This is a genomic window from Cobetia sp. 3AK (genome assembly GCF_029846335.1).
Classification (GTDB): Bacteria; Pseudomonadota; Gammaproteobacteria; order Pseudomonadales; family Halomonadaceae; genus Cobetia; species Cobetia marina.
The window spans coordinates 140,549-154,198 of sequence record NZ_JARWKR010000003.1 but is presented as its reverse complement, the minus strand read 5'-3'; the positions used below and the strand labels follow the sequence as shown (position 1 = coordinate 154,198).

The following is a 13,650-nucleotide window of genomic DNA, read 5'->3' as shown; positions in this document are numbered from 1 at the left end:
GTGGGAGGTTTGGCTATGAACGAAACAGTGTTGTCGGTGTTGATCTTCGCCGCCTTGGCGCTGGCCGCCATCGGTGCGGTCAAGCGCATCGGCCTGTGGCGCCAGGGGCGGGCGGATGCCACGTCCATGAGCGTGGGAGAGCTGATCGCGAGCCTGGCCAAGGTGCCGCGCCGCTACGGGGTGGACCTGCACCATGTGGTCGCGCGGGACCGCTACATGGCCAATACCCACGTCGCCACCGGCGGTGGCTTCGTGGCCGCGGCGCTGCTGATGGTGGTGGTCTACGGCTTCGGCTTCGACTCTGCCTGGCTGGGTGTCTTGCTGCTGCTGGCCAGTGGCGCGATGTTCGCTGGGGCGCTGTTCGTGCGTCGTCGTCGTCTCGACCCGCCGGCGCGCCTGTCGCGTGGTCCGTGGATGCGTCTGCCAAAAAGCCTGCTGGTGTTCTCTGCCAGCCTGTTCGTGATGAGTCTGTCACTGGTGCTGCCGGAAGGCGTCGGCGGGATGATCTCCGGCGGTATCCTCGGGCTGGTGCTGGTGGCGGGGATCGCCTGGGGGCTGCTCGAGATGATCGTCGGCATGACCGGTGGCGGCTCGCGCATCACCGGGCCGATGAAGCATGCCTTCGCGGGCGCGCTGCATCTGGCCTTCCATCGGCGTCCGGGGCGTTTCAGCACCCGTGACAGTGCCGGCATCCGCGATAGCGCGCTGCTGCCGCTGGATCTTTCCAATCCCGAGGCACCGCTGGGCGTCGGCAAGCCTGCCGACTTCAACTGGCGTCAGCTGCTGGGCTTCGATGCCTGCGTGCAATGCGGGCGCTGTGAAGCGGTGTGTCCGGCCTTCGCGGCCGGTCAGCCGCTCAATCCCAAGAAGCTGATCCAGGACATGGTGGTGGGCATGGCGGGGGGCAGCGATGCCGCCTACGCTGGTTCGCCCTATCCGGGCGATGAGCCGAAGCGCGCGCCCGGCCAGCATGGCGGCGGCCCGCAGCAGGCCATCGTCGGGGCATCGCCGCATGCTCGCCCGGCAGGTCAGGCAGCGTCTTCCGGACCGATCCAGATCAAGGCGGCTCCGGGCGCTGCGGGCAAGCCGGCAGACGCCGACAAGCTGATCCACGAATTCACGGTACTGGTCGAGCCGGAAACCCTGTGGGCCTGCACCACCTGTCGCGCCTGCGTCGAGGAGTGCCCGATGATGATCGAGCACGTCGATGCCATCGTCGACATGCGGCGCCACATGACGCTGGAGCAGGGCGCGACCCCGGGCAAGGGCGTCGAGGTGCTCGACAATCTGATCGCCACCGACAACCCGGGCGGCTTTGCGCTCGAGGCGCGCCTGCACTGGGCGGCGGATCTCGACCTGCCGCGCATCGCCGAGGTTCAGGCCGCCCGCGAGGCGGCGCGTGATCCGCGTCCTGTGGAAGCGCTGCTGTGGCTGGGCGACGGTGCCTTCGACATGCGCAACCAGCGCACGCTGCGCGCCTTCGTGCAGGTGCTGCGCGCGGCCAGGGTCGATTTCGCCATCCTCGGTGCCGAGGAGCGTGACAGTGGCGACGTGGCACGCCGTCTGGGTGACGAGGCGACCTTCCAGTCGCTGGCCACCCGCAATATCGCCACCCTGTCGAAGTACCGCTTCGCGCGCATCATCACCTGCGATCCGCACAGCTTCCATGTGCTGGGACGTGAATATGCCGCCTTCGGTGGCGACTACCTCGTCAATCACCACACCAGCTACATGAATGAGTTGCTGGCGGCGGGACGTCTGAGTCTCGATGCCACCAGACTGGCCACGCTCGGCTCGGTCACCTGGCATGACCCCTGCTATCTGGGTCGCTACAACGGGGAATTCGAGGCGCCGCGCACCTTGCTGGCGGCGCTGGGTCTTGAAGTGCGCGAGATGCAGCGCGCCGGCTTCCGCTCACGCTGCTGTGGCGGTGGCGGTGGCGCGCCGGTGACGGACATCCCCGGCAAGCAGCGTATCCCCGACATGCGCATGGGTGACGTGCGCGAGACCGGCGCCGAGGTAGTGGCGGTGGGCTGCCCGCAGTGCACCGCGATGCTGGAAGGCGTGGTGGCGCCGGCCGGTGAAGCCGAACCCCAGGTGCTGGATCTGGCGGAGCTGATGGCGCGGGCGCTGGTAGCGGATGCGTCCACGCAAGGCTTGGCGACGTCGACCACGCAGCCCACTGACGCGGAGGTGGCGGCATGACGATCCCCGTCGATCCACAAGCAACCGAGCATCCACACGCATCCGAGCGCGAGCCACTGCCACGCCGTGACCCGCGCCTGGAGCAGCAGGCACGCAATCGTCTGCACCCGCAGCATCTCAGCGCGCTGCAGGCGCTGGGCCGAGGCGCGGCCACTCCTCAGGAACGCTGGATGGGCCCGAAGGGCGTGATGCGTCGCAATCCCCACGTCGGCCACTTCATCGCTGCCAATGGTCGCAAGCGCATCGACCGCAGTGGCCGCTCCGGGCCTGTCGCGGCAGGTGCCGGTCAGGCCGCCGTCGTGGCCAAGGCGCGCGTGCTGCCGCTGGTCGAGATCGCATCACCTGCCTTCCTGATCGCGGTGGTGCCGGACATGACCGGCGGGCGACTCTCGAGCCACGACCGCGATGTGCTGGGGCTGGCGCGTCAGATCGCCGATGCCGACCCCGCCCATCTGGGGGCGGTGCTGGCCGTCACCTTCGGCACCTTGCGCGAGGAGGGTGACGCCGCCGACAGTGTCGGACTTGGTGCGGCGGGTGCCGATCGCTGGCTGCATTTTGCCGATACCCTCCACGATGGCTACGCGCCGCTGTCCCAGCTGGCGGAGCTTGAGGCCATTGATACACGCCTGGCACCACGGCTGTGGTTGCTGCCGGAATCCCGCACTGGCGGCGGTGAGCGTGGCCGACGTCTCGGGGCGCGCCTGCTGTGCACGGGCGATGCGCTGGCGCGGCCCAGCGGCAATGTCTATCAACTCGAGGGCGAGCTTGCGGCCATCGGGCGTGGCGAGCTTGCCGAGGTGAACGTCACCGGGCGCAGCGGCAATGGTCAGCAGGACCTGACCCGCGCGCTGACCCGTATCCTGCTGTGCGAGGCGGAATGCGCCGAGCCGGTGGAAGATGTGCGCCACGCCGCGCTGCCGCTTGAGTGGGAGGCAGCCAGCACCGCGCACGCCGTGCCAGACGTGATCGAGGATCTTGGCCCGGTGGCGGTCGATCCCTCCGCGATCGCGCTGGGCGAGGCCGAATTCATTCTCTCGGCGGGCAACGGCATCCGCGATTGGGATGGCTTCCACCGTGCCGCCAGCCTGCTGGGGGCCACCGAAGGCGCCTCGCGGGTGGCGGTGGATGACGGCTTCATGCCGCGTGCCCGTCAGGTCGGCGCCACCGGTACCTGGGTGACGGCGCGGGTGTACGTGGCGGTGGGCATCTCGGGGGCCATCCAGCATCTGCAGGGCATCCAGCGCTGCGACAAGGTGGTGGCGATCAATCTCGATGGCGGCTGTGACATGGTCAAGCGCGCGGATCTGTCGGTGATCGGCGATGCCGGGGCGATCCTCGCCAGTCTCTGTCAGCAGCTCGAAGCCGAACGCGGTGCCGGTGTTGACGCCGCCCAGGCGGCAGGTGGTGCCTCGGCGGCGGGTCAGTCGTCTACTGCGCCCGCCATGTCCTCCAACCCGTCATCCGCCACGCTTGCCGCCGACGCGGCCTGAACTCGCGCCTGCGACAGGAGAAAGGAGAAGGACATGAAGGCAGATCATTCGTCCATTGCGCAGCAGGCCTCGGAACCGCTTGAGGTCGTGAGTCTGGTATCGCTGGGGCAGCACCCGGTCTCGGGGCGTCTGCGGCGCGCCGAGCAGGACGCCCGCGCTCTGGAGCTGTGTCTGGCGCTGGAGCGCCAGTCGGCACCCGGTGCCGTCAGCCTCAGCGCCTGGCACGCCAGTGGCAGCAAGATCGCGCCCGGCAGCGAGCAGGACCAGGCACTGCGCGGTTATCTGGGCATGGGCCTGGAGTCGTTGACGCTGGTGACGCCTGACTCTCTTCAAGCTGAACCGCTCAAGGCTGCCGATCCGTCGCTCACGGCTGTCGATCCGCAGGCGGCGGCTGCCGATCAACCGGTCATCGATGTCTGGCCGCTGCTGGTGACGCGCCTCAAGCAGGCGGCACCGCAGCTGGTGGTGTGCGGTGGCCAGAGTGAGACCGGCGAGGGCAGTGGCCTGCTGCCGCATCTGCTGGCGGAGAGCCTCGGCTGGCCGCTGGTGGAGGGTATCGTCGCGATCGAGAGCTGCGATGGCGCGCATCTCACCGCCTTGCAGGCCCTGCCGCGTGGCCAGCGGCGGCGACTGCGGGTGAAGCTTCCGGCACTTGTCAGCGTCGATGCCGCCGCGCCGGCGGCACGTCAGTCGGCCTTCGCGCAGGCGCGGCGCGGTGAACTTGCCTCACTGGCCAGCGGCGAGCTTGTTCATGACGCGGTGGCCGAGGCCTTCGGCGTGGCCCCGGCTCGCAAGCGACCCAAGCGCTTGAAGCGCATCAAGGCGACCAGCGCGCGGGACCGCTTCAAGGCCGCGGCCGCCAAGGCCGAGGGTGGCAGCGGCAAGCGTCTGGAAGGCGTGAGTGCCGAGGAGGGCGCGGCGGAAATCCTCATGCTGCTGCGCGAGGAAGGCGTGCTGCGCTGAAGTTGCGCAGACATGAAAACGCCCCTGTCAGCTCGGCTGGCAGGGGCGTTTCGTCGTTCAGGCGTGTCATTCATCCCACTGCCAATCCTCGTCATCCAACGGCGCGGGCGAGGTATGTTCCTCGCTGCCCGAGGAGGTCTGACGGGTGGCCTCGCCGGCTTCGCGCTGGCGCATCGGCATGCTGTCGATCACCTGATAGATCTGGTCCGGTGCGACGAACCCCTCCAGCTGCATCTTCTTGCCACCGTCCTTGCCGATCAGGATGACGGTGAAGGGCGCGCCCTCGCGCAGCTGCATGGCATCACGCAGGGCGCGAACCTCCTCGAAGCTCATCGGCACGCCATCGTGGATGCCGCGCGTGCCCATCAGCGTATAGAGCGTGACATCGCGCTGCTGCATCTCGCCACGCGTGGCGCGCAGCTCATCACGCTGGCGCTCCAGCTCACGGTCCTGTTCATCCGGCGCGACCAGCACCAGCGAGCGACGGTTCCAGGTCTCGCCCAGCAGCGGGTTGGCGGCGGGGTCGACGTTGGCGGCGGTCATGGTGGTATCTACCGTGTCTGGTGGAGAGGGCGGTGGCGGCGCCCCTGCGGAAGTCTCGGCGGGCGCATTCAGCTGCGGATTCTCATCCAGCAGGCTGAGGGCCTGGGCGGGGAGACTGGTGAACAGTCCGGCCAGCAGGCACAGACTCACTCCTCGGGCGAACGCTGCCCGGACAGCGATGTGGCGCGGCAACGAGCGGCGCGAGGGCGAAGACGGCGTATATCGGGACATGACAGTCCTCCGGCGGCGTGGGGCAAGAATGCAGGACAGTCCGGCATGGGACCGCAACGCAGGGGCCTGATGTCAGGTTATGTCAGTCTGCACCAGTTTGCCGACCTTGTGCAGGCGGTTTGTGTGGTACTGCACGGGGCGATATATCAGCGGTATCTGCACGGATATGACACGTGCTGTCTGACAGGATGGCTGCCAGATGAGGGAAAGTGTCTGCACGATCTTTCTCGGGCAACTCGGTGATTGTATGGGTGTCCAGCTCGCAGGAGGCCTGCCATGCGGGGCTTGGTGGTCTTTGCGTTGCTCGTTTGCGACAGTTGTATCCAGAGTTATCCGAATGTTTTTCAAACAGTTACACGAAAGATTGAACATCCGGCCGTGGTGTCCGTCTGAGTTGGTGTAATCACTTTTTGATGATCAATGAATGACTGGAGGTTGCAATGAAACGGATGACTGCATACATGACGGCTGCCCTGATCTCTGCGGGCATGGTGTCTGCGCCGGCGTTCGCTGCTGACGCACCGGCCCAGGGTCAGGCTCCTGCTCAGGCGACACAGGCTCAGGCCGGTGACTTCAGCGATGCGCAGTTGGAACAGTTCGCTGCTGCCTCCCAGGAGATCGCACGCATTTCCCAGGATTTCGCCGGCAAGCTGCAGGAAGCTGACGACGAGACCGAAAAGCAGAGCGTCCGTCAGGAAGCCAATGACGAGATGGTCAGCGCGGTCGAGGACTCCGGTCTGGAAGTCGCGACCTTCAACTCCATCGGTCAAGCGGTGCAGAACAACCCGGACCTGATGAAGAAGGTGCAGAAGCTGGCTCAGGAAAACTCCTGATCTTGCCTGGATGACGTTCGGGTCATCCAATGAAGACGCCGCCCCCGGTTGCCGGGGGCGGCGTTTTTTTGTGCTCATGATCCGTCAGCGCCGCATGTCAGGCGCCGGTGACCGGTCGGGCGAGCGCGTCCTGCGCCTTCCTTTCCTGCATCAGACCACGGAACAGCGAATAGCACATCACCAGCAGTACCAGCGTGAACGGCAAGCCTGTCGCGATGGCACCGGCTTGCAATGAGCCGAGTGCGGCACTTCCCCCGCCGTACAGCAGGGCACCGGCAATCAGTCCCTCCATCGCCGCCCAGAAGACTCGCTGGCTGACCGGCGCATCCACCTTGCCGCCGGCAGTGATCGAGTCGATCACCAGTGAGCCGGAATCCGAGGACGTGACGAAGAACACCAGCACCAGCAGGATGGCGATGAAGGACGCCACGCCGGACAGCGGCAGGTTGTCGAGCATCTGGAACATGGCCAGTGACACGGAATCGATGCCGTTGGCCAGCGCGCCGACCCCATTGATGGCCTGTTCCAGCGCCGTGCCCCCGAAGACGGACATCCAGACGATGGTGACGAGTGTCGGTACCAGCAGCACGGCGGTGACGAATTCGCGCACCGTGCGGCCGCGCGAGACACGCGCGATGAACATGCCGACGAACGGCGACCAGGAAATCCACCACGCCCAGTAGAAGACGGTCCAGCCGTGGAACCAGCTCTCGTCCGGGCGATCGATCCAGTTGGACAGCGGCAGCAGGTATTGCACATAGCTGAGTGTCGTGGTGCCAAGTCCCGTGAGGATGGCCAGCGTCGGCCCGAAGATGAGGATGAAGATGATCAGTACGGCGGCGATGATCATGTTGATGTTGGAGAGCAGCTTCACCCCGCCATCCAGGCCGCGACTGACCGAGTAGATGGCGACCAGGGTCACCAGGATGATGATCGCGATCTGGGTCGGCAGGCCATCGCCGATGCCGAACAGGTAATCCAGCCCCGATGCCGCCTGGGCGGAGCCCAGTCCCAGCGACGTCGCCAGCCCGAAGATGGTCGCCAGCACGGCCAGAATGTCGACGACATGCCCCATCCAGCCCCAGGTGCGCTCACCGAGTATCGGGTAGAACGCCGAGCGGATGGTCAGCGGCAGGCCCTTGTTGTAGGTGAAGAAGGCCAGCGACAGACCCACCACGGCGTAGATGGCCCAGGGATGCAGGCCCCAGTGATACATGGTGGCACCCAGCGCGGCGCGAGCGCCCTCCGGCGTGCCGGCAGGCGCATTCAGCGGCGTGCCGTACCAGTCGGTGTAATAGGCCACCGGCTCGGCGACGCTCCAGAACATCAGACCGATGCCCATGCCGGCGGCGAACAGCATCGCGAACCACGAATGCGTCGAGAACTCGGGAGTCGCCTTCTGGCCGCCCAGGCGCAGCTTGCCCACCGGGTGAATGATCAGCAGCAGGCAGAACAGCACGAAGAGGTTGCCGGCCAGCATGAACAGCCAGTCGCCATGTGCGATGGACCAGGCCTTGGCGCCGCCCAGGGCACTTTCCGCGCCCGCGGGGAAGACGATGGCAAACAGGATGAAGCTGACGATCAGCACGGCGCTGATCGCGAAGACGGGGTTATGCACATCGAGACCCATGACCTGGACATTGTCCTGGCCGATCTCGTAGTCCGTGTCATACGGATTCGATGACATGTGGTGACCTCATGTTGTTATTGGTGTCGCCATCCGAGCAGGGCGGGTGGGGCGAGTCGAGGCGTTGTCGCGGGTGTCTCCCGTGGCTGCGATGAGGGAAGGGGGTGGAGTGGCAATTCAGAGCGCGGTGGCGAGTCTGACTGCGGGACAGGTCGCCGCCGGGCCTCGGTGATTGTGTGAGGGCTGGGCGAGGGCGAGTTAGCTGGATACGACGCCGACATGTGCGTGACTGACATGCGAGGCGATTCGGCGGGGGAGGCGGTTGTCGCGGCTCTGCCCGCTTTGTAGATTGCGATCTACAGTGAAGGAACCTGCCCGGCGTGACGCACCTGCCGGACAGCGCCCACCTTCACGCAGACGCGTCCACGGTCCAGCCAGGCCGTTGTCTCGACCGCACGCTCCGCCAGTTCATAACGATAACAATGTGGTGCCGCCATGACGCCTGAGACCCTGACCGAGCCGACCCCCGTCGCTCGTCGCCGTTCGCGCAGCCAGTTGCGCGGCCGCCCGCTGGATGCCGAGGCCTGGGCCGAGGTGCAGCGCCTGCTGGGCGATGCCCCGGCGCAGCGTGATCTTCTGCTCGAATATCTTCACGTGCTCAATGATGAGGTCGGCTACCTGACGCTGGCCCATCTGCGCGCGCTGGCCGAGTGGATGCGCCTGCCGATGGCCGAGGTCTACGAGACGGCCACCTTCTATGCCCATTTCACCGTGGTGCGCGATGGCGAGACGCCGCCTGCGGCACTGACCGTGCGCGTCTGTGATTCGCTGTCCTGTCAGCTGGCCGGCTCCGAGGCCCTGCGCGCCGGTCTCGCCTCCGGGCTGGACCCCGCACAGGTGCGCGTGCTGCGGGCACCCTGCATGGGGCGCTGCGACAGTGCGCCGGTGGCGGAGGTCGGGCATTGCCATCTCGGCCATGCCAGCGTGGAAGGCGTCACGGCGGCGATCGCCGAGGGCCATGTGCATGCCGCGCCGGCCGCGAGTCTCGACTATCCGCGGCTGGCGGAATATCGCGCCAGTGGCGGCTATGGGCTGCTCGCCGCGCTGGAGGGCGGTGAGGTCAGCATCGATGACCTGGCGCAGATGATCGAACAGGCCGGTCTGCGTGGCCTAGGCGGAGCGGGCTTCCCGACGTTTCGCAAGTGGGGCTTCGTGCGTGCCGAGGCAGGGCCGCGCTATTGCGTGATCAATGCCGATGAGGGCGAGCCCGGCACCTTCAAGGACCGTTGCTACCTGGAGCGTGAGCCGCATACCTTCCTCGAGGGCGCGCTGGCCAGTGCGCATGCCATCGAGGCCGAGGCGCTCTACCTTTACCTGCGCGACGAGTACCCGACCCTGAATGACGTGCTGCGCGAGTGTATCGCGGAGCTGGAAGCCGCAGGCCTCGTCGCGCCCGGCTTCATCCATCTGCGGCGTGGCGCCGGTGCCTATATCTGCGGCGAGGAATCGGCACTGATCGAGTCGCTGGAAGGCAAGCCCGGCAAGCCGCGCCAGCGTCCGCCCTTCGTGGCCCAGTGCGGGCTGTTCGGACGCCCGACCCTGGTCAACAACGTCGAGACGGTCTACTGGATCGCGCGGCTCCATCGCGAAGGGCACGCGCCATACGTGGCAGCCGGACGCCAGGGGCGTCAGGGGCTGCGCAGCTTCTCGCTCTCCGGGCGCGTCAGACGCCCGGGCATGTATCTGGCACCGGCCGGCATCACGCTCAATGAGCTGGTCGAGGAATACGGCGGTGGCATGGCCGAGGGCCATCGCCTGCGGGCCTATCTGCCCGGTGGGGCCTCCGGCGGCATTCTGCCGGCCAGCAAGGCGGACCTGCCGCTGGACTTCGACACCCTGCAGGCCCATGGCTGCTTCATCGGCTCGGCCGCGGTGGTGGTGCTGTCGGACCAGGATGACCTGGCGGCGGTGGCACGCAATCTGATGAGCTTCTTCATGGATGAGTCCTGCGGCCAGTGCACGCCGTGCCGCGTCGGCACGCGCCAGATGCTGGCGGCGCTGAGCGGCGATGAGTGGGACGAGGCGCTGCTGGCGCGCTTGTCGCAGGTGATGATGGATGCCTCGATCTGCGGGCTCGGACAGGCCGCGCCCAATCCGGTGCTCGGCCTGCTCAAGGATTTCCGGGAGACCCTCGCCAGCAGCGGGGTGCGCTTGATCGCCACGAGCCATGCGGCTGACGCCACGGGAGGTGAGGCATGAATGCGCTGACAGGACTCGGCAACTCGCCTTCGGATGATCAGCCGCTGCGCGAGGATGGCTTCACCATCACGCTGGATGGTGCCGAGGTGACGGCCTATCCCGGCGAGACGCTGTGGACGATCGCCAGGCGTGCCGGCGAGACGATTCCCCACCTCTGCTACAGCGAAGCGCCGGATTATCGCGGCGATGGCAACTGTCGCGCCTGCATGGTCGAGATCGATGGCGAGCGCACCCTCGCCGCCAGCTGCATTCGCGAGGCGCGCGCGGGCATGGTGGTGCGCAGTGCCAGCTCACGGCGGGCGGGTGCGGCGCGCGCGATGGTGGTGGAACTGCTCGCCGCCGACATGCCAGCCGAGGCCCATAACCCCGATGTCAGCAGTCACTTCATGGCGATGGCCGAGCTGCTGGCGGTGGATGTCGGGCACGCTCGCGAGACGCTGGGCGGTGCCCGCGAGACGGTCCGCGAGTGGCTGGGGGATACGGCTGAGGAGTGGCTACCGATGCCGGCCAGCGCTCTCGATCACTCCCATACCGCGATGGCGGTCAATCATGACGCCTGCATCAGCTGTGGCCTGTGCGTACGCGCCTGTCGCGAGGTGCAGGTCAATGACGTGATCGGGCTGGCGGGGCGTGGCAGCAATACGCGCATCGTGTTCGATCTCGAGGACCCGATGGGCGACAGCACCTGCGTCGCCTGCGGCGAGTGCGTGCAGGCCTGCCCGACCGGCGCCCTGATGCCCGCCGCCCAAGTGGATGAGCAAGGTCATGGCGACAGCGCCGCCGTCGATGCGCGCGTTGCCTCTGTCTGCCCGTACTGCGGCGTGGGCTGTCAGCTGGAGTATCAGGTCAGTCGGGGCAGCGGCGAGGCGTTGGTCGGCGAAGGCCAGCAGGCCGCAACGCTGGCGGATGTCCGAGAGCTCAGTGCGCCCTCAGACGCGATCACTCGCGAAGCGACCAGCCACCGTCAGCCGGTCGCGGATGCGCGGCTCGACAACATCATCGCGGTCAGTGGTCGTGATGGCCCCTCCAATCACGGACGCCTGTGCGTGAAGGGACGCTTCGGCTTCGATTATCCGCGTCATCCGGCGCGCCTGATTCGCCCTCTGATCCGCCGTGACGGCGTGGCCAAGGGGCTGGATGCGAACTTTGACCCCGCCCACCCGCTGACCCACTTCCGTGAGGCCAGCTGGGACGAGGCCCTCGAGGTCGCGGCCGAGGGGCTCATGCGCCTCAAGCGAACGCATGGCCCCGATAGTCTGGCGGGCTTCGGCAGCGCCAAGTGCACCAACGAGGAGGCGTGGCTGTTCCAGAAGCTGGTGCGCACCGGCTTCGGCTCCAATCATGTCGATCACTGCACGCGGCTGTGTCATGCAAGTTCGGTGGCGGCGCTGATGGAAGGCGTCGGCTCGGGCGGCGTGAGCGCCTCCTTCATGCAGGCCGAGCAGTCTGATCTCATCGTGCTGACCGGCTGCAATCCGGGCGTCAATCATCCGGTGGCCGCCACCTTCTTCAAGCGCGCCGCCAGGCGAGGCACGCGCATCGTGGTGATCGACCCGCGCGCGCTGGCGCTGCGGCGTCATGCGCATCGCTCGATCCAGTTCACGCCGGGGGCGGACGTGGCGCTGTTCAATGCCATGCTCAACGTCATCATCACCGAAGGGCTGGCCAATCAGGCCTATATCGAGGCGCATACCGAGGACTTCGCCGCGCTGGCCGAGCACGTCACGGCATTGACGCCGGAGGCGATGTCGCCACTGTGCGGCGTGGCGGCCGAGGAGATTCGTGCCGTGGCCCGTGAGTACGCGATGGCCGAGCGCGCGATGATCTTCTGGGGCATGGGCATCTCGCAGCATACCCACGGCACCGACAATGCCCGCTGTCTGATCGCGCTGGCGCTGGTGTGTGGTCATGTCGGGCGTGAAGGCACCGGCCTGCACCCGCTGCGCGGGCAGAACAATGTCCAGGGCGCCTCGGATGCCGGGATGATTCCGATGGTCTTCCCGGATTATCAGCCGGTGGGTGACACGGCGGCGCGCGCGCGACTGGAAGCGCTGTGGGATACGCCGCTCTCGGCCACACCGGGCCTGACGGTGGTGGAGATCATGCACGCCATCCATGCCGATCAGATTCGCGGCATGTACATCCTCGGCGAGAATCCGGCGATGTCGGATCCGGATCTCGATCACGCGCGCAGCGCGCTGGCGCATCTCGAGCATCTGGTGGTGCAGGACATCTTCGTCACCGAGACGGCGCAGTTCGCCGATGTGGTGCTGCCCTCGTACGCCTGGCCGGAGAAGGACGGCAGCGTCACCAACACCAATCGCCAGGTGCAGCGCGGGCGGGCGGCACTGCGTGCCCCGGGCGAGGCCAAGCCGGACTGGTGGATCACCCAGCAGCTGGCGCGGCGCATGGGGCTTGCCTGGGATTACGCCGGGCCGCAGGAGATCTACGCCGAGATGCAGCAGGGCATGGATTCCCTCGACAACATCGACTGGGCGCGGCTGTCCGAGGAGAACTCGGTGACCTACCCGTGCCTGACGCCGGGAGGCGAGGGTGAGGATGTGGTGTTCGGCGATGGCTTCCCGCGCGCCAGCGGTCGGGCCCGCTTCGTGCCGACCTGGCCCACGCCGCCGGATGAGACGCTGGATGACGACTATCCGACGGTACTGACCACCGGCCGTCAGCTGGAGCACTGGCATACCGGCTCGATGACGCGCCGCGCGTACGTGCTCGACAGTCTGGAACCTGCCGCCGTGGCCACGCTCAACCCCGTCGAGCTGGAGCGACTGGGGATCGCGGCGGGGGAGGCGCTCTCGATCACCACGCGGCGCGGTCAGATCACGCTGGCCACCCGCGCGGACCCGCTGACGCCGGCCGGCATGGTCTTCGTGCCATTCTGCTACGCCGAGGCCGCCGCCAACCTGCTGACCAATCCGGCGCTGGACCCGGTGGGCAAGATCCCCGAGTTCAAGTACGCCGCCTGCCGCCTGGCCAGAGCCGAATCTGCTTCGGCCAGTCTGGACATGTGAACGCGAGGGTAGGTGAGAGGAGGGAAAGGAAAGGGCAGGGCACGTCTGGCGCAAATGCCTATGGCAGTGGCGCTGGCGGATACGCAGGGCGTGCCTCGGTCTGACCAGAATGTCGGAGACGGCTCGCCGCACGTTTCGGCTATCCTCAGAAGGGCCATGCTCAGAACAGAGTGGGTCAATACCAATGACAATGCCCGCCGTCAGCGAGCAAGGAGAATGACGATGATGATCGTGGAGCTGATTGATCACGAAGACTTTCGTGAGCGGCTGGTGGCACTGGGCGTGCAGATTTCCGAACATGCCTGCGCGGACACCTGTGCGCGCATGGCGTTGAGAAAGCATGTGGAAGTCGGGGTGCCCGGCTTGCAGGAGCTGGTGCGCGAGCTGGTGATGCACTCCGATATCCTGCTGCCTTCGGTGCGTCAGGCACTCGACAAGTACCTGCTGCCGGGGTTGCGCTGAAGCTTTCC

The 13,650-nt window shown here is 66.9% G+C and carries 8 protein-coding genes and 2 pseudogenes; 8 read left to right on the top strand and 2 right to left on the bottom strand.

The window, feature by feature from the left end:
- Positions 1-15 precede the first annotated feature (15 nt).
- From QD228_RS17150 to QD228_RS05400, 4 genes and pseudogenes are all read left to right on the top strand, one after another.
- Positions 16-714 (top strand): annotated as a pseudogene (locus QD228_RS17150) (DUF3483 domain-containing protein); the annotation flags it as partial.
- A gap of 411 nt (positions 715-1,125) precedes the next feature.
- Positions 1,126-2,205 (top strand): annotated as a pseudogene (locus QD228_RS17145) ((Fe-S)-binding protein); the annotation flags it as partial.
- Complete coding sequence (locus QD228_RS05405; RefSeq protein ID WP_279874718.1) at positions 2,202-3,695, top strand: electron transfer flavoprotein subunit alpha/FixB family protein; 1,494 nt, start codon at positions 2,202-2,204, stop codon at positions 3,693-3,695. The pseudogene QD228_RS17145 and the gene QD228_RS05405, both read left to right, overlap by 4 nt.
- Before the next feature lie 33 nt (positions 3,696-3,728).
- Positions 3,729-4,658, top strand: coding sequence for an electron transfer flavoprotein subunit beta (locus tag QD228_RS05400; RefSeq protein ID WP_279874717.1), 930 nt, complete (start codon positions 3,729-3,731; stop codon positions 4,656-4,658).
- Positions 4,659-4,724: 66 nt separating this feature from the next.
- On the opposite strand, the gene QD228_RS05395 is transcribed toward QD228_RS05400, so the two are convergent.
- The gene (locus QD228_RS05395) at positions 4,725-5,432 is read right to left on the bottom strand and encodes a DUF4174 domain-containing protein (RefSeq protein WP_136939039.1); all 708 of its coding nucleotides are present in this window, start codon (positions 5,430-5,432) and stop codon (positions 4,725-4,727) included.
- Positions 5,433-5,872: 440 nt separating this feature from the next.
- Between QD228_RS05395 and QD228_RS05390 the strand changes: the two genes are divergently transcribed.
- Entirely contained in the window at positions 5,873-6,265 is a 393-nt protein-coding gene (locus QD228_RS05390; RefSeq protein ID WP_279874716.1) for a DUF4168 domain-containing protein, read from the top strand.
- Positions 6,266-6,362: 97 nt separating this feature from the next.
- On the opposite strand, the gene QD228_RS05385 is transcribed toward QD228_RS05390, so the two are convergent.
- The gene (locus QD228_RS05385) at positions 6,363-7,952 is read right to left on the bottom strand and encodes a BCCT family transporter (RefSeq protein WP_084209349.1); all 1,590 of its coding nucleotides are present in this window, start codon (positions 7,950-7,952) and stop codon (positions 6,363-6,365) included.
- 435 nt (positions 7,953-8,387) lie between these two features.
- Between QD228_RS05385 and QD228_RS05380 the strand changes: the two genes are divergently transcribed.
- The 3 genes from QD228_RS05380 (at position 8,388) to QD228_RS05370 (ending at position 13,642) form a co-directional block, all read left to right on the top strand.
- Positions 8,388-10,151, top strand: a complete 1,764-nt coding sequence (locus QD228_RS05380; protein WP_279874715.1) for an NADH-ubiquinone oxidoreductase-F iron-sulfur binding region domain-containing protein — start codon at positions 8,388-8,390, stop codon at positions 10,149-10,151.
- The gene (locus tag QD228_RS05375) at positions 10,148-13,180 is read left to right on the top strand and encodes a molybdopterin-dependent oxidoreductase (protein WP_279874714.1); all 3,033 of its coding nucleotides are present in this window, start codon (positions 10,148-10,150) and stop codon (positions 13,178-13,180) included. Before QD228_RS05380 ends, QD228_RS05375 begins: the two co-directional genes overlap by 4 nt.
- Before the next feature lie 222 nt (positions 13,181-13,402).
- A complete protein-coding gene (locus QD228_RS05370) occupies positions 13,403-13,642 on the top strand; it encodes a hypothetical protein (protein WP_077379069.1) in 240 nt (79 codons plus the stop codon).
- The last annotated feature ends 8 nt before the right edge of the window (positions 13,643-13,650 follow it).

Bases quoted from the DNA above. Each gene is read 5' to 3' on its own strand.
- QD228_RS05405 (WP_279874718.1), top strand. From the start codon at position 2,202: ATGACGATCCCCGTCGATCCACAAGCAACCGAGCATCCACACGCATCC.
- QD228_RS05400 (WP_279874717.1), top strand. From the start codon at position 3,729: ATGAAGGCAGATCATTCGTCCATTGCGCAGCAGGCCTCGGAACCGCTT.
- QD228_RS05395 (WP_136939039.1), bottom strand. From the start codon at position 5,432: ATGTCCCGATATACGCCGTCTTCGCCCTCGCGCCGCTCGTTGCCGCGC.
- QD228_RS05390 (WP_279874716.1), top strand. From the start codon at position 5,873: ATGAAACGGATGACTGCATACATGACGGCTGCCCTGATCTCTGCGGGC.
- QD228_RS05385 (WP_084209349.1), bottom strand. From the start codon at position 7,952: ATGTCATCGAATCCGTATGACACGGACTACGAGATCGGCCAGGACAAT.
- QD228_RS05380 (WP_279874715.1), top strand. From the start codon at position 8,388: ATGACGCCTGAGACCCTGACCGAGCCGACCCCCGTCGCTCGTCGCCGT.
- QD228_RS05375 (WP_279874714.1), top strand. From the start codon at position 10,148: ATGAATGCGCTGACAGGACTCGGCAACTCGCCTTCGGATGATCAGCCG.
- QD228_RS05370 (WP_077379069.1), top strand. From the start codon at position 13,403: ATGATGATCGTGGAGCTGATTGATCACGAAGACTTTCGTGAGCGGCTG.